Below are 22824 nucleotides of genomic sequence, written 5' to 3'. Positions count from 1 at the left end.
TCCCAGTCGTTTCCCTCGTTCCCAGTCTCCGACTGGGAATGCATCCTCAGAGGTTCTACCTCCTATTTATTCCTCCTTTCCTCGTTCCCAGCCTCTGACTGGGAATGCATTCCCAGGGGCTTCCGCCTCCTTGCCTCCTATTTAATAACTTGAGGGATAACTACCGTGACAACCGTAGATACGGTACGCAGCAAACATGATAATGGTCTTGGTTTTTTCGCCTGGTTTCACAATCAAAACCAAGTATGGAAAGGTTCATTAGATTGCATATCTTTTGAGCGAAATGCCATCAAAGATAAATTCCTAGCATTAGATAAACCTTGTTACATCGTTAAAGTTGCCGATAAAATTGGTGTTACTAATGATGGGTATTTATCCAATACTGATAACAGTACAACAACCCAAGTAGAGCTACTATTATCTATTCCTCCAGTACGCAGCCAACAGTTAGGTGATCCAACTTTTCTCTCCTCTCATGGCGTGAAATATGCCTATGTAACTGGGGCAATGGCTGGCGGTATCGCTTCCGAAGAAATGGTAATTGCACTCGGAAAAGAGAAAATATTAAGTTCTTTTGGTGCAGGCGGTTTAAGTCCAGATCGTTTGGAAACAGCCATTAACCGCATTCAACAGGCTTTACCTCATGGCCCTTATGCTTTCAATTTAATTCACAGTCCTAGTGAACCGGCAATTGAACGCCGCGCAGTAGATTTATACCTCAAATATGAGGTGAAAACGGTAGAAGCTTCTGCCTTTCTAGACTTAACCCCTAATATTGTTTATTATCGGGCAGTTGGACTGAGTTTGAATGCTGCTAATCAAATTGAAATAAAAAATAAAGTCATTGCCAAAATTTCTCGCAGAGAAGTTGCCACTAAATTTCTACAACCAGCACCAGCAAGAATTCTTAAAGAACTTGTTGAGCAAGGACTAATTAGTGAGTTACAAGCAACTCTCGCAGCCAAAGTACCGATGGCTGATGATATTACCGTCGAAGCTGATTCTGGTGGTCATACAGATAACCGTCCCTTGGTTTGTTTGTTACCTTCTATCATTAGCTTGCGAGATGAAATTCAAGCGCAATATCATTACGCAAAACTCATTAGAGTAGGTGCTGCTGGTGGAATTGGGACACCACAATCAGCCTTAGCTGCCTTTATGATGGGTGCTGCTTATGTGATGACAGGCTCAATAAATCAGTCTTGCATTGAAGCTGGTAGCTCAGAACACACCAAGAAGTTACTAGCTCAAGCCGAAATGGCCGATATGATGATGGCTCCAGCGGCAGATATGTTTGAAATGGGCGTGAAGCTGCAAGTCCTCAAACGCGGCACAATGTTCCCCATGCGAGCGCAGAAACTATTTGAACTCTACCGCAGCTATGACTCAATTGAAGACATTCCTCTGCCAGAAAGAGAGAAATTAGAAAAACAAGTTTTTCGCAAAACTATTGCCGAAGTATGGGAAGGAAGCGCAGCTTATTTATCTCAAAGAAATCCTGAGAAATTGGGCAAGGCAGTCAATAATCCCAAACTGAAAATGGCTGTGATTTTCCGCTGGTATTTAGGATTGTCTTCTCGTTGGTCTCTCACTGGCGAAAAAGGACGAGAAGCCGATTATCAAATTTGGTGTGGCCCGGCAATGGGAAGCTTCAACGACTGGGTTCGAGGTTCCTACTTATCTGAACCAAATAATCGTCGGGTAGTGGATGTTGCCGACCAAATTATGACAGGTGCAGCATTTTTATACCGCATCCAAAGTTTAAAAATTCAAGGGCTGCAAATATCTGATTATTACAGTCAGTTTCAACCAGTTCATGCTAAATAGGAGATGTACAAATGACTTTTAAACAGTCTTATACCGCCGAAGATATTCAAGTATGGTTAGTGTCTAATTTGGCTGAGTTAATCGGAGTTACAACCGATGAAATAGATGTTAAAGAACATTTAGAAAACTACGGTTTAGATTCAGCCCAAGCAATGATTTTGGTGAGTAAGTTGGAGAAATTGCTGGGATTTCAACCATCCCCGCTCCTCCTCTGGCACTACCCAAATATTGAAGCCCTTTCTCAGCGTTTAGCAGAAGAATTGCCAGCCGATTCTCTCCTTCAAGATACAGTTTCTCCTGCCAAGACTGCCACCCCTTTCTTAGATTTGGCTGCGGAAGTTATTCTTGACTCCACTATCCAACCTGATATTGCATCTTATGTGGCTGTAGATGAACCTAAACACATTTTCTTAACTGGAGGAACAGGCTATTTAGGTGCTTTTGTTATCCAGGAATTATTACAAAAAACCCAGGCAGATATCTATTGCTTAGTGCGTGCTGATCATGCCGCTGAAGGCAAAATTAAACTGCAAAAAAACCTGGAAACTTATGCCCTTTGGGATGAGCAGTTTAATTCGAGAATTATCCCAATTGTTGGTGATTTATCTCAGCCACTGTTGGGAATTGGCGCTGAACAGTTTCAATTACTTGCTGCCAATATTGATACTATCTACCATAGTGCTGCTTTGCTGAATTATGTTTATCCCTATTCAGCACTGAAAGCAGCCAATGTTCTGGGAACTCAAGAAGTTTTACGCTTGGCTTGTCGTGTCAAAGTCAAACCTGTACATTACGTTTCTAGTGTCGCTGTTTTTGAATCACCTGCTTATGCTGGCAAGCTTGTCCAAGAACAAGATGATTTCAATCATTGGGAAGGGATTTTTCTTGGTTATTCTCAGACTAAATGGGTAGCAGAAAAGTTAGTTAAGATTGCTCGTGACCGAGGACTTCCTGTCACAATCTATAGACCACCATTAATTTCAGGTGATAGCAAAACAGGTATTTGTAATACACATGACTTTATTAATTTAATGGTCAAAGGCTGTCTACAAATGGGAGCTTTTCCTGATGTGGATTATATGTTGGATATGTCTCCTGTAGACTATGTCAGCAAAGCTGTTGTTTATCTATCCCAGCAGAAATCATCTATTGGTAAGGCTTTTCATTTACAACATCCCCAACCTGTTCCCTTGAGCGCTTTAATTGACTGGATACGCTCTTTTGGTTTTTCAATTGAGATGATTCCATATCAACAATGGCAAGAAAAGTTAATCAATGATGTCTCTTCTGTAGATAATCCTTTATACACACTGAGACCATTTTTACTAGAGCGTTGGTCTGACGAACAACTGACTATTCCAGATTTGTATCTGCAAGCTAGAAGACCTCATATTAGTTGCCAAGATACTCTACATGCACTCGCAGGTAGTTCTATTGTCTGTCCACCGATTGACTCCCAATTGTTGATCACTTATACCTCCTACTTGGTTCAAACTGGCTTCCTGAATATGGCCCAGTTATAACGCCAATTTCTGAGTAAGAATGAAGAGAGAACTATGTTCTTCATTCTTTCTTCAGAATTTAGCACTAATTAAGCAGAGATAATTAGAATTAGATGGAAAATTAAAATTTTGTTCGTAGTGAGCGATTTATCGCTCAGTTTAAATTATTTTAAGGACTGAAGTCCTTACTACGAACTTTTTTAATCCTTGAAAATGGGAACGACTTCAGACTTTTCTGGTAGTTCAAATATGACAGTTACTTGATTGTAGGCAACTGAAAACCACGCTCAGATCCAGGATAGCTTCATCAAGTTGAATTCACCAAGTTTCTGATATGAACACAACACAACAAATTCAGTATAAACAAACTGTTCTGATTACTGGGGCAGCTAGTGGAATCGGCTATGAATTAGCGTGTATTTTCGCCCATGATGGTTACAATCTTGTATTAGTCGATAGAAATGGGTTAAAACTCTCAGAAATAGCGGCGCAGTTCCAAGAAGAATTGGAAATTTCTGTGAGAGTTATTGTCAAGGATCTATCGATTTCTACATCTCCTGAAGAAATATTCACAGAACTTCAGCAAGCGAGTATCAAGGTTGATGTGCTAGTGAATAATGCTGGATTTGGTACTTATGGGTTATTTAATGAAACAAACCTGGCTATTGAACTGGAGATGATCCAGGTAAATTTGGTCTGTCTCACCCATTTAACCAAGTTATTTTTGAAGGAAATGGTCAAGCAAGGCCAGGGAAAAATATTAAATGTTTCCTCGGCGGCGGCTTTTCAACCAGGCCCTTTGATGGCGGTTTATTTTGCTACTAAGGCTTATATCTTATCTTTTTCAGAAGCGATCGCTAATGAGTTAGAAGGTACTGGTGTCAGTGTGACAGTTCTTTGCCCTGGTTCCACAGCATCGGCTTTTCATGAAAGAACGGGAATGGCAGACTCTAAGTTGCTTAAGGGGAAGAAGATGATGGATGCCCAAACAGTTGCCCAGATTGGTTATCAGGCTTTAATGAAAGGCAAAACTGTTGTCGTTCCTGGTTTGCTAAATCGACTACTGGCCAAAAGCGTCAGGTTTGTACCCAGAAAGCTGGTGACAAGAATTGTGAGAACGATGCAGGAAGATAATTAACCCTCATTGGTTCGGCAGATAATGCCAGCACTGGAAACGCCAAGCATCACCCGCTACGACAACAGCCGCCAAATAGTTGCTAGCAGGTACTAACTCCAGGAGACTCCAGTCTTGATCTATCAGTAACTTAGCTGGTTCTGTGGGCGTCAGGGATACCTCAATTTGCTCTAGTTGCGCTATTCCGTCTCCGGTTGCTTTTAAATAGGCTTCCTTGCAAGTCCAGTACCGAAAAAATACCTCTGGTTGGAGGTTTGCAGTTAGCGCGTGCAATAAATCATATTCTCTCGGTAAAAAGAACCGCTTGGCAAGGCTTTCTATGTCAGAAACCGGGCGAATGTATTCTATATCTACACCAATTTGGCCGCAACTCACCCCACACAAACCCAAGTTTTCAGAGTGAGACAAGTTAAAAAACAGTCCACTATTAGCAAATATCTCTGCTAACATCGGCTTACCACGGGGTTGATAATCAAACTGCACTTTTGCCGGCTCGATACCCAAATAGCGCCCTAATATCGCTCTGAGGCTACCGCGACCAGCGATAAACCGCTGCCGATGTTTGGGAAAATAGAAACGATCAGCCCGTGCTATTTCATCGCTGGAAAGGGTTTGAGCAAAAGATTGTAGTTGTGCTTCTGGTTGCTCTAGGTTTATTTGCCAGACATGCACATCATTTGGCGATAAAGTTAAATCTGTCGGTGGGGGCAGCCAGAGATAATTAGAAGCAGTCATGCCAATGCCAGGATTTTAGATTTAGAATTGGGAAGATTCAATTAACCAGTGATATCCTTTCTACCTTTTCTCTTTGCTTTTCCTCCAGCCACTGTAAAACGCGATTCCATGCCCACCAGGGATCAGGGTCTTGAGCTTGGCGCTGGCATTGTTTGCTACTCAAATAGCCAAGGTGACCGCCATGACGAGTCAGCAACAAATCTATCAACGGATTGCTAGCACAGCCAGCTTCTAATTCGGGTATGATAGCTGGGTGAAAAAATGGGTCATCGGCAGCATAAACAATTAAGGTCGGTTTAGAAAGCTGGGGTAACAACTGTAAAGCACTGCTGGCTTCATAATACGCTTCCACAGTGGGAAAACCCAAGCGCTGAATTACCAGTTCCTCGTCAAATCCCCAAATGCTGTTCGCCCGTTCAATCGCTGCTGGATCAAGGCTACCAGGATGAGCATCATGTATTTTCCAGGCGAGTTTTTTCAAATTTTTGGCGATCGCGGCTTCAAAATATTTGCCAATCGGTTGTTTGACTAAATAAGTTAGCGATCGCAAAGAATCCAAACTCGGACAAATTACCGCCCCACCCGCAATGTCACTGTCTTTTAGTCCTAAGTACTCATTCCCCTTCATCAAATCCGCCGCAATTTTCAGCCCCCAGAGCGCCAATTGTCCCCCCAATGAAAACCCTGTAAACCAAAATTTCTTCGGACATCCCATATTTGCCGCCGCCGCCGCAATATGCACAAAATCTTCCCCCTCATACAAGCCATCGGAGGTCAATGTCGGCGACAACTCGGCAGTTCTGCCGTGGGCACGCCAATCAAATAACACCACGGCGTATCCTTGAGCGTAAGCTTTACGTCCCAGCAGTCGCAAAGACCAACCTTCTTCTAAATCGCCTGTAATGCCATAAGTAGCCACAATTGTGCTATGAGCATTTTCCGGTATGGCAACCCAGCCAAAGATAGGCACACCTTGCCCACCCATAAAGATCATTTTGTGGTAAGGCGGCTCTGGATGTAGAGTGGTATTCTGCCAATTACGTTCTCCCCACAAAGCAGTGTACACAGTCAAAGCTACACCGTTTTGCAGCAACTGCGGCGGTTTATAGGCTGGATAATGCTTCATAGATGGAATTTCGAGTGATTTGGTCTTGATTTGACGATTCTTTAATCTTAATATTTATGTAAGATTTAAAATCTTTTTTATAATCAGGACAGCAATCTTTGTATCTATCAAAGGTTCTTAATTATCCTTAAATAAGTAGCCATAATTTTTTAAGAATGCCGAGGATTCTTGTCATAGACGATGACCCAGCGATTTCAGAACTCGTTGCTGTCAATCTAGAGATGGCTGGCTATGATGTTAGCCAAGCCGAAGACGGCATCAAAGGTCAAGCGCTGGCCCTCCAGCTACAACCAGACCTGATCATGCTCGATCTGATGTTGCCCAGGGTAGACGGCTTTACCGTCTGCCAACGCCTGCGTCGGGATGAGCGCACCGCTGAGATCCCCGTCTTAATGCTGACGGCTTTAAGCCAAACTCAGAATAAAGTCGAAGGGTTTAACGCCGGCGCAGATGACTACCTCACCAAGCCCTTTGAAGTCGAAGAAATGCTAGCGCGGGTAAGGGCCCTTTTGCGACGTACTGACCGCATTCCCCAAGCTGCAAAGCACAGTGAAATTCTCAACTATGGGCCTCTTACCCTCGTTCCTGAAAGATTTGAGGCGATATGGTTCAATGAGACCGTAAAACTGACTCACTTGGAATTTGAGCTGCTTCACTGTTTGCTTCAACGCCACGGACAAACAGTTTCCCCCAGCGAAATTCTCAGAGAAGTCTGGGGCTACGATCCTGATGATGACATCGAAACAATTCGGGTGCATATCCGCCATTTGCGAACCAAGCTGGAACCAGATCCCCGCCACCCTCGCTATATCAAGACGGTATATGGTGCGGGATACTGTCTAGAGTTACCCAGTGTACAGTCAGCAATTGAGGGGGTTATCACAACAGTGGTTGAGTAAAATATTACTCAATTCCCTTAGCTAATAGATTAATTGGCACTCCTTGCCGTCACAATTCAGGGAGTGCCAATCTATTTTGGATTTTGGATTTCACAAAACTGTGTAGCTTGGGTTGAGACACGAAACCCAACACAGCTTCGTTGTTGGTGTTTGATTTCACTCGGTTCAACCCAAGCTACTAGTCAGACTAAATATCTCGAAGCTTTACTTGGTCGTAAAGTAGAGGATGAGAAAAGATAGAAAGAGCGTAATAGTCATCCTACTTATCAGTCGTTATGGCAAAACTCAGTCAAAAGGTTAAATTAGTTACAAGAATGTTAATAACAATATTGCAATAACTCGCGTATGTCTCGCCACAAAGTACAAAAGTCATCTTTTGGGAACAATGCGGCTCCCAAGAAAAGCAGTTCTTTGAACCAAGCAAGCTCTTGGACAAACCCTTATCAACAAAGAAATGCCAAAGCCTCACAACAGCCAATAAATACTGTCAAGCCACCAACAGCAGAGGAATGGCTCAAAGATAACATCATGCTCAGAGCCATAGAAACAAGGCTTGCTCAACTTCAGAGACAGCAGCTAGAAGAGAATCCTGGCACTGAACCACAGCAGCCAGTTGAAAATGTACAGATGAAGTGTGCCGCGTGTGAATCACAAGAAACTGAAAAGGAACAGAATAATGGTTTTGAAGACTTGCAGCTTAAAGAAGATGGGACAAGGACTTCAGCATCAATGCAACAGATAGGTACAACAGGGTTTGATGGTTCGGCTACAAAACTACCTCATCTCAATCAAGTTCAGCAGCACGATATCCAGAGTCAAGAGCAAGAAGCAATCCAATTTGCCCGTATGCTTGACCCAAATGGTCAGGAATGCCAGGAACTTTTGCAAACCATTCGTAATGTTATTAGCGATATTCAGAAGCGAATAGGAGAACTACATGAAAACAGTGGAAACTTGCCTGAAACTCATCCTGACGATGACAAGCAACCAAGGTTAAGCAAGCGAGGGCATAGGGGAATCATAAATAGACTTAAGAAGACCTTAGCCAAACATAAGGCAGTATATGCATCCAAATGCGGTCAACTTCCCGATGATATCAGAGAATCAGAAGATCCACACAATAATTGGTTTCAATTACCCGATATCCAATGGCCTAATCCTCTAGAATGGATTCTACCTTTACCTTCGTTAGACCCATTTCCTAGACATGGATATTAAATAGAAAGCAATGTGCAACTTTATTCCTTGGTTGCTAATGTGGAAAGAAAAATTATGAATTCAGAAGTAATAACAGAAACAATTAATAAAGCAATAGCATCTAGTGATGCTAAACTCTTGAGGGAATGCTTTTTTTCTATAAAAAGCACCTTATCAGATGTTGAGATTTTTGCAGAATATTTTGATTTTCTTTCTGGGTTACTCAATCAAGATAAATTCTTAGAATTAGGAGGAGGATGGTATTTCCTCATGCTCTTAGGAACAGTTATGTTCAATCTATCAACTTCTGAAAAACAGAGCTTATTGCCAAGTTTACAACTGGCTCACGAAGCATTTGATAATATCAATCCACAGATTATTGAAGAAGCTATTGAACAAGCTATGGCTGTGGGTGAAGAAATGCAGATGGAAGAATGTGCCGATGCTATATCAGGTAATATGTCGATGAAAAACTATTTTCCCGAATATTTTTTTGATCTGATTATTGATTTACTCAAGCAACAAAAGTTTTTAGTTTCCCAAGGCTCATCGCATTTTCTTACAGTGTTAGAATTTAACTTTCGACTTTTATCTGATGTTCAAAAAGATAGTCTGCTCCCACTGCTGGAGACTGCATATCCATCTTTTACTGATTGGATGTCTTGGTTTGTGATTTCTGAACTGTTAGGACAATATTTTGCTGATGAACGAGCATTTGAAATTTTATGTAGACTAAAAAATGTAGCAGCAGAACAACCACGTTCTCTTGTACCCCATGGTTTTGAGCATATTGTTAGAGATTCTGGCAATGAAGCTTTAGCTAAAAAGGCATACGCTGAACTCTTAGAAATGAAAAGTGATGTTTCACCACAAGTCAGAGATGAAGTTGAAACATCACTCAAGCAGATAGATAATAAATAAATTATCATGGGCCATGCCTAGCATAACTTGTCTAGCTTCCTACCTTGATTTTCTTATTTCATTGCTGTGCTTTACGACATAATCAATAAAATGTCTACCAAAATCAGCTTCATCGTTTGTTTTGGGTTTCACTCGTTTCAACCCAAGTACACTGTGATCACAATTTATGTATCTGACTAGCGGTAATAACCTGCTCAACCGTTATATTTAATTCTGTAAAAGTAGGAGAAATTATTCTGTCTTCTCCTGTAAATGCTTGTATTTGATATTGCCCATCAACCAACTGATAAACAAAAATCGTAGGTAATTTGGGATTTCCTAGATAATTTCTAGAGGCAATAGCTAAATAATCCACAATCCAATACTCTTTAATTCCCAAACGTTGATATTCATCTAGTTTGTCTATGTAATCATCTTCCCAGTTAGTTGATGTTACTTCTACAGCTAGTTGAATTGGTTCAATAACAGCGCCGTAAGTTGTAACATTGGCGTTCCATAAAGATGCACTTACTACGCTGACATCTGGGTTTCTCCCTCGTTCTTCCCCATTAGCAGCAACAGTTCTGATGACTATATCTTTATCTACAATATAGTCAAGTTCTAAACGCTCACTTTCTCTGTCAAAAGATTTAACAAGATATCTGGCTATATTTTTATGCGCCCTAATTGCTTCCGCTTTGACAATATCCCCATTCACCAATTCGTAGATACCATCATCAGGATGGTGTACTAGAAATTCTTCAAAAGTTAGTTTTTTCAGGGTGATGCTAGTCATAGTAACCTCCTATTCCCATTCTAGAACATCCTCTAAGAGTGTTCCAACTTTCAAAATATCCCCAATATTCTGTAGAACAGGCGTCTCGCCTGTTGAGGGACTGTTGAGGGACTGTTGAGGGACAGGCGAGACGCCTGTCCTACGGGATAATTTATTTTTTTTGCTCACTCTAAAATGAAAAATAAGAAAATAACTAAGTGGATTAAATATATTTGATGTTATTTAACTGAAGAAAGTAATTCACAATTATTATGAATTACTTCCTCTCTTGGAGCATACTCGCAAACCTGAGACAATTGCTTAGGGTGCGAGGGCGTTACCGCGAATTAAGCTACCAATGGTTTTGGCAGTAATTTTTAGTTGGGTGATGGGATTGGCTGGAACCACAGTTTTATACAGATAACTATCAAATGTTAGTTTCTGTACATCCATGTCACCGCACATTTCTACAAAGGCTTCGCGGGTGGCGTCGGAACGATAAAAGACACTTTGCAAAATGTCTAGCACCTTGTAGGTGAGACCATATTTTTTATCCCAACGCTTCAGGTAAATCTTAAGATCGCCTTCTGAGGGAATACGGGCGCCGCTGTTGGATGCTTCCACAATGGTTTCGGCACACATCCGCCCAGATTTAGCTGCAAAGTAGATACCTTCACCGGAAGATTTGGTAACATAACCAGCAGCATCACCCACTAAAGCGATGCGACCGACAACGCGCCGGGGGCGGGGATGTTCGGGGATGGGGTGAGCTTCTACTTTGATAATTTGACCGCCTGCTAGTTTCTCAGAAGCACGGGCGCGAATACCAGCTTGTAGTTGTTTGATGCTGGCTTTGTTAACGTGCATTGTGCCAGTACCGACGGCTACGTGGTCATATTTGGGGAAAACCCAAGCGTAGAAGTCGGTGGAAACGTCATCGCCAACGTACATTTCGGCGAGGTCGTTGTAATAGTCCATTTTGTCTTGGGGTAGGCGAATCCGCTCTTGAAAAGCGATCGCATAATTGTAATCCCCAGCATCCATTTCTTTAGCAATGCGGGAATTAGCCCCATCCGCCCCAATTACTAAATCTACTTTCAGGGTTTTGGCAATCCCTTGAGCGCCACTTTCTGTATGGTCTACGTAATGGATGGTGTAGGGGTCAGTATTGTTGGTGGGTATATCGAGTTTATGAACGGTAGCATTTATTAAAATTGCACCTAGTTTTGCCGCTCGATCCCGCAGGAATCCATCTAGGACTTCCCGGCGACACATTCCTATATATTCATCTTGATTAATCAGATTGATATCAACCTCACGATTTGAGGGTGAAATCATTTTCATCTTCCGCACTCGACGGTCGATAATCTCTGGTGGTAGGTCAAATTCACTCACCATACACAGAGGAATCGCCCCCCCACAGGGTTTAGCGTTATCTAGCTTCCGTTCAATCAGGTAAGTTTCAATTCCAGCTTTTGCCAGTGTTTCAGCGGCAGATGAACCAGCTGGGCCTGAGCCAACAACAGCAACCCGTAGTGTCAAAGGTTTTCTCCCAATCTTCACATTTACCGAAAGCATCGTATCACGGACTTTTGGCTGATTTCTCGCTTAACCTTAGGGTTTTGATAGAAATGCAATATTCCTTAATATTGCGATACAAATATCAGCCTCTAGAGACGATTAAATTTTAGAAAAAAATAATATTTAATCGCAACGAAATCTGCATTTATAGATTGTTGTTATCTGAATGATAGACTCGCACATCGCAGAAAAAAAATGCAAATTTCTTTGTTCGATTCTTTTACTAGACAAATCAGCACCGCTGCAATTACTGGATATCAAAAGCATATTTCGCCTCACAAAGGCTTTGTTTGCGCTCATCGAGTCTTATATGGTGGGGAATCTTGCTCTCAATACATCAAAAGAGCGATCGCACAAGATGGCTTAAAAATAGCGTTTATCAAGTCACGGGAACGGTTCCAAGCTTGTAAGCAAGCTAATCAAATTTTGCACTCCCAAATCGAGAACCCAGAACCGACAGAGGAAGAAGAAGAGGAAAAACAAAACCCACCAGCTAAGGCTGCTCAAAGGTTTTCATTCGTGGGTAATGACATTTCTTTCTGCCCTGACTGCGCCGATTTAAGCTGTAGTTGTGCCGAACTTGTCAGCATGACTCCTGATTGCGGTGCCCTCGATTTTGGGGCGGCTGATTGTAGTGGTGCTGATTGCAGTGGTGCTGATTGTAGTGGTCTCGATTGCGGGGGCTGTAGTTGGTAACTTTTCTGTAATTTAATTAATTCAAAAGCCAGTATGTATGATATATATAAAACACCTTAATCCTAGCAACGAACCGTAGATTAATCGCAGAGGTATAGCATCAGTGGGCATAGTAGTTGAGAATATATCCAAGAAATTTGGCAGTTTCCAAGCAGTTGATCAGGTTAATTTGGAAATTCAGAGTGGTTCACTGGTTGCTTTGCTGGGTCCTTCGGGGTCTGGTAAATCTACCTTGCTGCGGTTAATTGCCGGTTTAGAAATGCCAGATAGCGGCAAAATCTTGCTGACTGGGAAAGATGCCACAAATCAAAGTGTGCAAGAACGGAAGATTGGGTTTGTGTTTCAGCACTATGCCCTATTTAAGCATTTGACTGTGCGGCAAAATATTGCTTTTGGTTTAGAAATTCGCAAAACACTACCCAAGAAGGTTAAAGGACGGGTAGACCAGTTGCTAGAATTGGTGCAACTGAGTGGATTAGGCGATCGCTATCCATCACAACTTTCTGGTGGTCAAAGACAACGGGTAGCTTTAGCCAGAGCGCTGGCTGTAGAACCCGATGTATTATTGCTAGATGAACCTTTCGGGGCACTTGATGCCAAAGTCCGCAAAGATTTACGGGCATGGTTACGCCGCTTGCATGATGAAGTTCACGTTACCACTGTTTTTGTCACCCACGACCAAGAAGAAGCGATGGAAGTTTCAGATGAAGTTGTGGTGATGAATAAAGGACGGGTGGAACAGATAGGAACACCAGCGGATATTTATGATAATCCCGCTACAGCTTTTGTCATGAGTTTCATTGGCCCGGTGAATGTTTTGCCCAGTTCTTCCAAGATTTTCCAAAGCAGCGGTTTTAATACACCAAACCCAGAAGTGTTTTTGCGTCCCCAAGATGTGATTGTCGAGAAAATTGCTAATGGGACAACAGCACCTGCAACAGTCAGCCGAGTCATTCATTTGGGTTGGGAAATTCAAGTAGAATTAAGATTAGATGATGGGCAAACCGTAACAGCGCATTTAACTCGCGATCGCTTTGATCAGTTAGAGTTAGAACCACAGCAGCGCGTCTATGTCAAGCCAAAAGATGCCAAATCTTTCCCGTTATATTATTCAATTTAAACCACCTCGCCCCCAACCCCAGGGCCAACGCATCTACAGTAGAGGAATTCTTTAATAGCAAGGGTTTGGGCGTTTCTTTAATCAGGCTATTTTTTCATCAAGATTTTTATCCAGAAAGCATTTCAGAAATTACGTGCCTTTGCCCTGTTGGGGAGTGCACCTAGAGTAGGTGATGTCATCGCCAAATCTCACACAAACTAGAGAAAGTCAGTTGCAGCCACCCGCTTGGGTGGTTTTTTTTATAAGCGTCATATATTAATGTACTTAATTTAAATATCTAGGACTTACGCATTGACAGACAAGCCAAAATAACGGGTATAGTTTTCAAGGCTTCTAACTAGATTATTCAATGGGATTTTTGCGATTGCAACCAATCAAGGGTGATTGACAAAAGCCTGAAACAACGTATTTACGTTGATACACAAGATTGTTATTTTGTACAGTGCGTAAGTCCTAATATCAAGCTTTTTTTACTTTCCTCAGAGAAAAATATAACAAAATAAATAGGGGATATACTGATTAACAAAATGACAAAAATCTTTCCTACCTTTAAGTAAAAAGCTAGGCAAGATATGGACTACAAAAGGGTGCAAAAAAACAGTTTCGGAAATCCCGTTTCCCAAAAAGAGTCTAGAGAGTCAAATCAAACCACACTCTTTTGGTATCCAGCCTGAATCAGCTTCTACTTAAAGATTTAAGAAAATGTATAACAGGCAACACAGAACTTCCAGAAAATCAAATTCTCAGAACACACCAGCACCAAATCGGTTCGCACCGCGTGGCTTTGGTGTTCTGCCCAAAACCGAAGAAGTAACGCCTCAACAAGACCAAACGCCAGAAGAACAGACTCAAAAGGAAGAGGCACAGCAGTATCAAAGTGGTTTTCTAGATGGCTTAAAACTTACGCCCCGCCCATCCCCAGCTAGAACACCAAGAATTCAGATGAAGTTGACCCTAGGTCAGCCTGGGGATATGTATCAGCAAGAAACAGTCCCATCAAACCCGATTGCTATCCAGCCTCAAGCCAACACGGATTTATCCCCAGAACAAAATCCAACGTTAGAGCCATTCGAGAAAGTTGAGGAAGTAGCGACTGAGGCTGTTGAAATCCAGCGTCTGAGTGAGTTAGGGGATAATGGTGATGATGATGCCAACTCGCCGAATGGAGGAACTGTTCAACGTGCCTGCTCAGAATGCGAGACAGAAAAATCACTCCTCTCCTCCAGACTCACCATAGGCTCGACCGGAGATAAATACGAGCAAGAGACAGACTCGATGGCAGAACGGGTGATGTCAATGGACACACCAACGACTAAAGAGCAAATAATTCAGCGCCAGGGTGAGGAACAAGAGCAACCCCAACAGCGACAGCCTTTATCGGCATCCATCACCCCACTCGTTCAACGCTTGTCAGAACTCGTTCAGCGGATGGCTGAAGTCAAAGCATCAACTAAAGAAACTCTAGTAAATTCCAACAAGGAACCACTCTTTACCTCTAAACAAGATCATCTAGAGTCTACACAACTGCCCTTGCTCCAGCCAAAACACATTAACCAGGTGAATGCCCTTCCAGGTAATAAAGCTAAATATTTAGACAACCACTCTCATAAAGAGACATCAACTGCCCAAGAGCAACCAATTCAACGCCTGACTGACAAAACGCTTCAAAGGTCAGGAAACAGTGATACAACCTCGGCAACTCCCAGCTTAGAGAATCGTTTGGGGAGTCAAACAGGTGGGGGAATTCCGGAGATACAAGGCAAAGACCCCCTGGAGCCAAAGATCCTCCCAGGCGAAACCCTGGAAATTGCCTTGAATAAAAACCTATTCAAGCCACACCATCAGAAATCAGCAGCATTTATCACTCCACTCATCCAACGCTCACCTGAAGAAGAAGCTGAAACTGCATCAGGTAAAAATACAACTGAAGGCAGTTCTTCTGTGGCGAATTCTCTGGTGAATACAGACAAAGTCACTCCCAACGGATTTACTCCTGCTGAAACTAATTCAAATACATCGGGAGTACCGTCTGAAGGAAATTCAGATCCCAATAATATCAGCACTTCTCAATCCAAGTCTGGAGATTCTACTAAAAGCAATAGTTTGCAACCACCTAGCGAAAATGGTATGGGGCAGGAGATAGCAGTCCCAATACAAAATGCTAGCCAGGCTCAAGTTGTTACAAATAGTGCAGTTCAGCAGAGTACAACCGTACAGTCTGGTGTGAGTACAAATCAAAGCAGTGGTGTTGCTAGCTCCACCAGTATTGCAGGGACGGCAACCAACACAAACGCGCCCCAAGTTGCTACTGCCTCTGCACCTGAATTTAGCACCGATGCCGGTGGGCTGAGTCCGGAATATGCCTCCCTAATTCAGGAACTCGCTACACAGCACGCAATACTACTCACTAACGCCGAGCAACAAAAGGCGCAAATCACCAGCGCCGCTGAACAACAAAAGCAAAGCATTCAGCAAATGGTTGAGACTGAGGCATTGCGGGTTGAGGGTACTTATGATCAGGTGATCACAGGCATCCAGAGTACAGGCGAAGCCCAACGACAATCTATTTACACTGGGCTGGAAGCCGAACGTGCTAAAGTCAACGCCGCCGCTGATGCTGAAATTTCCCAGTTGGAAACTGCCGTTACCACCAAGAAGACGGCAATATTGAACAAGGGTCAAGAAAAAGCTCAAAAAGCTGATATGTTGGGCAACCAAGAAGCCCAGCGTGCCCAACAGGGTAGTACCGAGCGCGGAAAGCGGGCGCAGCAAATTGGTAATGAAAAATCTGCTCAATACAGTGGTGGCGATAAGGGTAAGGAAATCGCTGGCAACATCAACAATGAAGTTCCCAAACTGGTTAGCAAATTCTTGGAAATGGGTAACAACATTGCCAGCAGCGTTCGTGAAAAAGCCACCGGGATGGCAGGGCATTTCCGTGGGGAAGCAGGGGAGATTGCTGGAGAATTTGACAAGCAACAAGGCAATGCAAAACAAAAAATTCTGGATAACCGCGACAAGACGCTGCAAAGCCTGCAAACAATGGCAGATGACGCCGCCACCCAGCTTGGTAAAGATACGAATGATCTAGTAACCAAATTGAGTTCCGACAAGGCAGGCAAGGCCGCCCAAGTGCGCGAACTGGCTCCAGGCTTAAGTAATCCCCTAGATGGAAGTGTAAAGGATGCGCTAGCAAAGATTGACGCCCAGACCACCAGCACCTCTGACGAATTGAACAACTTTGCTGAAAAGGTGAAGGAAGGCGGATGGTATGCACCATTCGTACAAGATGCCCGTGCTGAAATGTTGGCAGCGCAGACTGCACAGCAGAACGAACAGCAAAACTTTGTCACCCAGGTAATTAGTAGCTTTTCACAAGCGGCATCAACCGCCCAAGGCGAGGCCACTGGGCAGGCACAGACGCTCATCAGCGCCGTGGAAAAAGTTGGTAACGACTTTCAAACTAATGCCAGTAAGGTCGCCGATGAAACTAAGGGCAAGATGCAAGAAGCCAGTAGTAAAGGCGAAGAAAGCATGAAAGCGGTGACAACGGCAGTGGAGAGCAAGTTGCAAGAAGCTGTTGATAAGAGCGACAGCGAATGGGAAAAGCAACTGAGCGAAAAGGGTAAAGAAATTACTGAGCTAGTAGATAACGCATTGACAAAACAGGACAGCGTTCTCAGTAATTTCTCCTCTGACATTGATTCGCGGGCAGCGCGTGCAGCTAACCCCGGTATCTTTGAGTCTATCTGGAATTTCGTGGCTGGCGTCTTTGAAGGGCTAGTGCTTGGTGCATGGGAGATGCTCAAATCGGTTTGGGAGGCAATGAAGACGCCCCTTTTCTGGATAGTCGTCGCTGTCGTTGCAGTCGTGCTAGTGATTGCGGTGGTGGCGTTGGTCATCGGGGGCGCAACGGTGATGGCTGCCATCGGTGCGGTGCTGGCATTTGTCGGAAAGGTATTGCTAGTAATCGGTATAATCGCTGGCGTGATTGCTGCGGGTTACTTCTTGTATCAGATGCTTACCAAGCCCAACCTGAGTTGGCGTGAGCGCGGCCAGTTGTTTGGTAAGGCTATTTTTGAGCTAATCATGGCGTTTGCCGGTACGGGTATTCTCAAACGGCTGGGTGTATTTGGTCAGTTAGGTCGGCTGAGTGAATTTGTCAAGCGTGTAGGCGGAGTTGGGCGTGCTATCCGCTTGATCAACAAATTACCCAACCTGGAAAAGTTAATCCAACTGCTGGATAAGGTTGGCGATGCCGAAAAACTAATTCAACTATTAGATAAAGTCAACGATGCGGAGAAGGTAATCGAACTGATAGACACGGTTGGTAATGTAGAAACCGTTCTCAACTTAGTGAAGACGATTAATAAAGCCGATGATGTGCTGAAGTTGTGGCGTGCTATTGGCAATGCTGATGAGATTCTTAAACTCTGGAATGAGATTAAAAACGCGGATAACATCATTAAACTTTGGAGTGAGATTAAAAATGCCGATGATATTCTCAAACTCTGGAATGAGTTTAAAAATGCTGACGAAATCTTAGCTATTTGGAAAGCAGTCGGAAACACCGAAGACATTGCGAGGCTGCTGAAGCTTAAAGATATGACACCAGCACTACTGGTGGAAATCCTGAAAGCGAAGAACATGACAGTAGCCAGTCTGGAGGCGTTGATGACAATGCCAGAAATGACTGCGCCCCGTCTGAAGAGTTTACTAGATGAGGTTGGTGACGCAGAACTGCTTATACGCTTATTTACAGCATTAGAAGATTCTAATCCAGCACATCTGCCGGTTTTGTTGCAGGAGATTAAGAAATTTGGATTGAGTCCCAATGACTTACTCAACATATTGGAAGAAGCTAAACAGGCACGTAACACTGGTATTCCAATCGGTATACCAGAAAAACTCTTTGTGCAAGCATCCCAAACTGCGAGAGAAATGGCTGCCGGATTAGGCTATGGTAGCGATATTGTGGTGCAAGGCAGTCGTGTACGCGGATACAGTATGGATTTTGTAAATGGAGTACTGGAGCCTGTTCTCAAGCGTGTACAACCTGGACCAGACACCGATCTTGATGTTGCTGTCAGGTTGTCTCAAGAAGCTTTCAACGCAGCTCTTAAAAAGAGTTTTGGCACACCCAACCCTGGTTCAGCTAAAGCAAAAACAATGGGGGTAGCAATTGAAGACGGAAGAATCTTTGGTGGTGATGCCAGACCTAACCTACGAGAGATACGCAAAACGATTGCACGTATCTTGCAAATGCCAGAAGATAAAGTGCAAGTCACTCTCGTTAATACCGGAGGCAAATTCGACTCCACACCCACTATCCCACTTAAATAGAGACACGAGGTGATACGATGTCTGATGATTTAGCTTGCATGATCTATGCCGACATAAACGAGAATGAACTAGCAGAAAAATTGCGGCGTCTGTTATCTCAAAAAAACTATAATGCTAGTTTTTTTCTTGACGATAATGAAATTTTAGTCATTAAGAACTTAAGCTTTGACTCAATCCAACGTCAACAATTCCCCGATGGCTTTCTGTACTTCCAGCAGATCATTGAGATTTTTCCTGACGAGACGAAAACTGTCTCTTTAGAAAATCAAATTGCCTTAGTTTCAAGAATACTTCAATATCTCTGGTCGGAAGGTGTACCAGCAGTTGCAGCCTGTGATTATGAAAATAAACTGCCAAATAATGGCGGATACAAAAATACGGTGATTCCCTGGGTGAATTCTGAAAGAACAAAAGCCCATAAATATCAAGACTGAAAATTGTCAGATGGAAACCGAGTTAACTCTATTGAACCCAGTTTAAAGTTCTAACACTTTGATGGTCGCTTCTATCATGTTCATTTAACAGAGGTTCCCTAAATGCAACTTGTAAAAACTGTGGTTAAGGCACAGGCGCAGGTGTTCACCTTGACAGAAAAATTTGATGATCAGGCGTGGCGGCAATTTGCCAGGTTGATCGATGGGTATGCGATCGCTCAGGAATTGGGCTTTGATTTGATGACTTGGGGTGAAACCCAGGAAACCGCCTACCGCCAGAGCGGGATTCGGCATTTAAACATATTGGAACTACGCCTGATGCTGTTCTATGAGTTCCGCGCAGATTACATGAGTGGTTACACTTATCATGAGCGTGATCACCTAGTGGATAGCTTGCTAGCAGTATTGAGCAAGGCAACAGATCAGCCTTACCAACGGATTTAGCTCAAAAGTCAGGGGCTGATGAACACACACATTGAAGATCAACTTGTTGATAGCCTGAAAATTATCTGGGAGGAGACACCACAATATAGTGGACTCAGAGTGGTGGACGTTCCACCAAAACTGAGGGTACTACAGGACTTCCTCACTACGCGGTTCTGGCCAAGCCTGGTGCGTTTTATTGCGTCTGGCGTCTTAGACAGACATGGACGCACCCAAGAATACAGCGGATTCATGTTTCCAGAAGACCTTGACCCTGGTGACGAACCCTTTGAGGGTGTGATGATATTTGACCCGTTGGATACTATCTATCTCAGCGATAGTGCTTTTGACCGCTTGATGAACCGTTACTTTCAGACAGTGATCGAAGGAGCTACAAAATATCAGAAAGACGCGCTTAAGGAAGATTGGTGGACAGAATTCTTCGACATCGCTAAACAGATCAAACAAAGGGTGAGTGGATAATTGCAAAAATTGCTAAATAATGAGAGACATGAGATGATAGAGTGTCTGACGATTTAGCTTGCATGATCTATGCCGACATAAACGAGAATGAACTAGCAGAAAAATTGCGGCGTCTGTTATCTCAAAAAAACTATAATGCTAGTTTTTTTCTTGACGATAATGAAATTTTAGTCATTAAGAACTTAAGCTTTGACTGAATCCAACGTCAACAATTCCCCGATGGCTTTCTGTACTTCCAGCAGATCATTGAGATTTTTCCTGACGAGACGAAAACTGTCTCTTTAGAAAATCAAATTGCCTTAGTTTCAAGAATACTTCAATATCTCTGGTCGGAAGGTGTACCAGCAGTTGTAGCCTGTGATTATGAAAATAAACTGCCAAATAATGGCGGATACAAAAATACGGTGATTCCCTGGGTGAATTCTGAAAGAACAAAAGCCCATAAATATCAAGACTGAAAATTGTCAGATGGAAACCGAGTTAACTCTATTGAACCCAGTTTAAAGTTCTAACACTTTGATGGTCGCTTCTATCATGCTCATTTAACAGAGGTTCCCTAAATGCAACTTGTAAAAACTGTGGTTAAGGCACAGGTGCAGGTGTTCACCTTGACAGAAAAATTTGATGATCAGGCGTGGCGGCAATTTGCCAGGTTGATCGATGGGTATGCGATCGCTCAGGAATTGGGCTTTGATTTGATGACTTGGGGTGAAACCCAGGAAACCGCCTACCGCCAGAGCGGGATTTGGCATTTAAACATATTGGAACTACGCCTGATGCTGTTCTATGGGTTCCGCGCAGATTACATGAGTGGTTACACTTATCATGAGCGTGATCACCTAGTGGATAGCTTGCTAGCAGCATTGAGCAAGGCAACAGATCAGCCTTACCAACGTATTTAGCTCAAAAGTCAGGGGCTGATAAACTCACATATGGAAGAGCAATGGGCATTGACGAACAGGAAATACACTTTTACCTAAAACCCACTCACAGGTGGTAACATCTCTAAAACTGCAATCTGCAAATCAGGAAACTCTAAAGGTGAAACAATCCCATCTTCTGGCAAAATCACTTCACTTTGATAACCTTCTTCGCCTGGTTCGCGGAAAATATGCAACTCACGTTTTACCACATCTAACACCCAATAATCTTTAATTCCCGCTTGAGAATAAGCTTTAGCTTTAGTTTCACAATCTAACTTCAAACTGCTATCTGCTACTTCAATAATTAGATAAACTTCTGAAGGGGTGGGATGATGATCTGCATAGTCTAGCGGGTCTATTTTCACAACAGAAATATCTGGTTCTGGTTCAGACCGATTATTTAACTTTACCGGGTCTTGAACACATATCAGAGCAATATTCCTTAAACAATTTTGCAGTAATCTATCTGTTCTCCCCACAGCTGACCGATGGGCTGTTCCTTTAGCAATCATCCAAATTATCTTCCCTTCTAGAAGTTCCACACGTTCATCTGCACCAAAAATGCCAGCGTCAGCCATCCGGTGGTACTCGTCAACTGTCCACAGGCGCAGTTTTAAGGTTGTTTCTGTGTTCTGCATGGCTTATTTAGCAACTGTGAGGAGTAATTAATATCTTAACATTTTTAACTTGACATATCTGTATTTATATGATTTTTAAAAGGGCGGTTAGAAACCGCGTCTACACAGGCAAAACCCACACTTCGGCAAGACTTCGGCGTGAGCGCTCAGTCGAACGCTCAGTGACCGCCTCCGTGGGTTTCAAATATCTAGTTTTTCCTTAGTCCGCGGAGGCGGACTTTGTTTGTGTAGCCGCGAATTCCATTCGCCACGGCTGTACTACCCCGCGTTGCATCCAAACGAGAATCTTTATTCTTCGACAATTTGAATTTCATCGAGTTGGTTAATCACCACATCTGCACCTCGGACATGATCTGACTTACCCACCCAAGTGATACCAATGCAACCGGCGGCTTTAGCATTACGCGCCATTTGCATATCACCGACGGAATCACCTACCATTAATGTAGCTGCCGGTTCGACTCCCAAAGCTTGGCAAGCTTGTACAAATAGTATTGGATCTGGTTTACTCGGCCCTTCATCTACTCCCATTTCCAGTTGGATGTAATCGCTTAACTGGTGATTGGCGACAAATTTCTCAACTTCTTCAGTTGTGGCTGCTGAAAGAATGCCGAGTTTTAACCCTGCTGCTGAGAGAGATTGCAAGACTTCCAAGCTACCGACAAACAGCGGTGAGGGAGTTTGGCCAATGAATTGTTCGGCTTCGTCTAAGGCTTGACGGGCGATTTTTAAGGACTCAAACCAGCCTCTACCAGTTTCGGCTATATAAGCTGCTGCTGCTACTTCTGTTTCTCTGCGACTGGCTACAGAGATTAAACCGGCGGGATCTAAGCGATCGCTATTTATCCCAAAAGCCATTAACAACGGTTCCCCAGTTCCGGGAATCTGGGCGTCGATCATCCGCGCACCTCTTTGTCCAAGCGATCGCAAATACACTTCTGAGTCTTCTAAAGTCCCATTTTTATCAAACAAAATCCCTTGGATATTCGCAAACGTGATGTTTCTACATTTAATAGTTGCCAAAATATTCCACCCCGCTAAAACAATTCAAAAAAATTGAAAATCGCTAAAAGCTATTCTCCATAAA

Annotated in this window: 20 protein-coding genes; 14 read left to right on the top strand and 6 right to left on the bottom strand. The window is 43.2% G+C overall.

Features of this window, described 5'->3' with window-relative positions; translation table 11 throughout:
* Window positions 1–165: 165 nt before the first annotated feature.
* The 3 genes from CYLST_RS12010 (at window position 166) to CYLST_RS12000 (ending at window position 4467) form a co-directional block, all read left to right on the top strand.
* Window positions 166–1827, top strand: a complete 1662-nt coding sequence (locus tag CYLST_RS12010) for a PfaD family polyunsaturated fatty acid/polyketide biosynthesis protein (protein WP_015207993.1) — start codon at window positions 166–168, stop codon at window positions 1825–1827.
* A gap of 11 nt (window positions 1828–1838) precedes the next feature.
* Window positions 1839–3350 (top strand): thioester reductase domain-containing protein, encoded by a 1512-nt coding sequence (locus CYLST_RS12005; RefSeq protein WP_015207992.1) that lies wholly within the window; start codon window positions 1839–1841, stop codon window positions 3348–3350.
* Between the two features lie 313 nt (window positions 3351–3663).
* Complete coding sequence (locus tag CYLST_RS12000) at window positions 3664–4467, top strand: SDR family NAD(P)-dependent oxidoreductase (protein WP_015207991.1); 804 nt, start codon at window positions 3664–3666, stop codon at window positions 4465–4467.
* A 3-nt stretch (window positions 4468–4470) separates the two neighbouring features.
* Here CYLST_RS12000 and hetI read toward each other — a convergent pair whose 3' ends face one another.
* Window positions 4471–5199, bottom strand: a complete 729-nt coding sequence (hetI, locus tag CYLST_RS11995; protein WP_015207990.1) for a 4'-phosphopantetheinyl transferase HetI — start codon at window positions 5197–5199, stop codon at window positions 4471–4473.
* A gap of 37 nt (window positions 5200–5236) precedes the next feature.
* Complete coding sequence (locus CYLST_RS11990) at window positions 5237–6325, bottom strand: YheT family hydrolase (protein ID WP_015207989.1); 1089 nt, start codon at window positions 6323–6325, stop codon at window positions 5237–5239.
* A 155-nt stretch (window positions 6326–6480) separates the two neighbouring features.
* Between CYLST_RS11990 and CYLST_RS11985 the strand changes: the two genes are divergently transcribed.
* The 3 genes from CYLST_RS11985 (at window position 6481) to CYLST_RS11975 (ending at window position 9342) form a co-directional block, all read left to right on the top strand.
* On the top strand, window positions 6481–7224 hold the full coding sequence (locus CYLST_RS11985) for a response regulator transcription factor (RefSeq protein ID WP_015207988.1): 744 nt from the start codon (window positions 6481–6483) through the stop codon (window positions 7222–7224).
* 345 nt (window positions 7225–7569) lie between these two features.
* Window positions 7570–8442 (top strand): hypothetical protein, encoded by an 873-nt coding sequence (locus CYLST_RS11980; protein ID WP_015207987.1) that lies wholly within the window; start codon window positions 7570–7572, stop codon window positions 8440–8442.
* 54 nt (window positions 8443–8496) lie between these two features.
* Entirely contained in the window at window positions 8497–9342 is an 846-nt protein-coding gene (locus CYLST_RS11975) for a hypothetical protein (RefSeq protein WP_015207986.1), read from the top strand.
* A 157-nt stretch (window positions 9343–9499) separates the two neighbouring features.
* On the opposite strand, the gene CYLST_RS11970 is transcribed toward CYLST_RS11975, so the two are convergent.
* Both CYLST_RS11970 and chlP read right to left on the bottom strand, forming a co-directional pair.
* Complete coding sequence (locus CYLST_RS11970) at window positions 9500–10117, bottom strand: Uma2 family endonuclease (RefSeq protein ID WP_015207985.1); 618 nt, start codon at window positions 10115–10117, stop codon at window positions 9500–9502.
* 300 nt (window positions 10118–10417) lie between these two features.
* Window positions 10418–11674 carry a geranylgeranyl reductase gene (gene chlP, locus CYLST_RS11965; RefSeq protein WP_015207984.1) on the bottom strand — a complete coding sequence of 419 codons (1257 nt, stop codon included), beginning with the start codon at window positions 11672–11674 and terminating at the stop codon, window positions 10418–10420.
* 198 nt (window positions 11675–11872) lie between these two features.
* On the opposite strand from chlP, the gene yidD reads away from it, so the two are divergent.
* The 8 genes from yidD to CYLST_RS11930 all read left to right on the top strand — a co-directional run bounded on the left by yidD (window position 11873) and on the right by CYLST_RS11930 (window position 21078).
* Entirely contained in the window at window positions 11873–12373 is a 501-nt protein-coding gene (gene yidD, locus CYLST_RS11960; protein ID WP_015207983.1) for a membrane protein insertion efficiency factor YidD, read from the top strand.
* 103 nt (window positions 12374–12476) lie between these two features.
* Window positions 12477–13493, top strand: coding sequence for a sulfate/molybdate ABC transporter ATP-binding protein (locus CYLST_RS11955; RefSeq protein ID WP_015207982.1), 1017 nt, complete (start codon window positions 12477–12479; stop codon window positions 13491–13493).
* A 702-nt stretch (window positions 13494–14195) separates the two neighbouring features.
* Window positions 14196–18836: a hypothetical protein gene (locus CYLST_RS35895; RefSeq protein ID WP_015207981.1), complete on the top strand. Its 4641-nt coding sequence runs from the start codon at window positions 14196–14198 to the stop codon at window positions 18834–18836.
* A 17-nt stretch (window positions 18837–18853) separates the two neighbouring features.
* Window positions 18854–19270 (top strand): hypothetical protein, encoded by a 417-nt coding sequence (locus CYLST_RS32280; RefSeq protein ID WP_015207980.1) that lies wholly within the window; start codon window positions 18854–18856, stop codon window positions 19268–19270.
* 102 nt (window positions 19271–19372) lie between these two features.
* Complete coding sequence (locus tag CYLST_RS11940) at window positions 19373–19714, top strand: hypothetical protein (RefSeq protein WP_015207979.1); 342 nt, start codon at window positions 19373–19375, stop codon at window positions 19712–19714.
* Between the two features lie 18 nt (window positions 19715–19732).
* Entirely contained in the window at window positions 19733–20176 is a 444-nt protein-coding gene (locus CYLST_RS11935; RefSeq protein WP_015207978.1) for a hypothetical protein, read from the top strand.
* A gap of 41 nt (window positions 20177–20217) precedes the next feature.
* Entirely contained in the window at window positions 20218–20373 is a 156-nt protein-coding gene (locus tag CYLST_RS34435) for a hypothetical protein (RefSeq protein WP_015207977.1), read from the top strand.
* Between the two features lie 363 nt (window positions 20374–20736).
* Window positions 20737–21078 (top strand): hypothetical protein, encoded by a 342-nt coding sequence (locus CYLST_RS11930; RefSeq protein ID WP_015207976.1) that lies wholly within the window; start codon window positions 20737–20739, stop codon window positions 21076–21078.
* A gap of 74 nt (window positions 21079–21152) precedes the next feature.
* Here CYLST_RS11930 and CYLST_RS11925 read toward each other — a convergent pair whose 3' ends face one another.
* Complete coding sequence (locus tag CYLST_RS11925) at window positions 21153–21737, bottom strand: Uma2 family endonuclease (RefSeq protein ID WP_015207975.1); 585 nt, start codon at window positions 21735–21737, stop codon at window positions 21153–21155.
* Window positions 21738–22025: 288 nt separating this feature from the next.
* Window positions 22026–22760 carry an HAD family hydrolase gene (locus tag CYLST_RS11920; RefSeq protein ID WP_015207974.1) on the bottom strand — a complete coding sequence of 245 codons (735 nt, stop codon included), beginning with the start codon at window positions 22758–22760 and terminating at the stop codon, window positions 22026–22028.
* Window positions 22761–22824 lie beyond the last annotated feature (64 nt).

It is taken from the genome of Cylindrospermum stagnale PCC 7417, assembly GCF_000317535.1.
Classification (GTDB): domain Bacteria; phylum Cyanobacteriota; class Cyanobacteriia; order Cyanobacteriales; family Nostocaceae; genus Cylindrospermum; species Cylindrospermum stagnale.
This window is presented reverse-complemented; position numbering and strand designations above follow the sequence as displayed.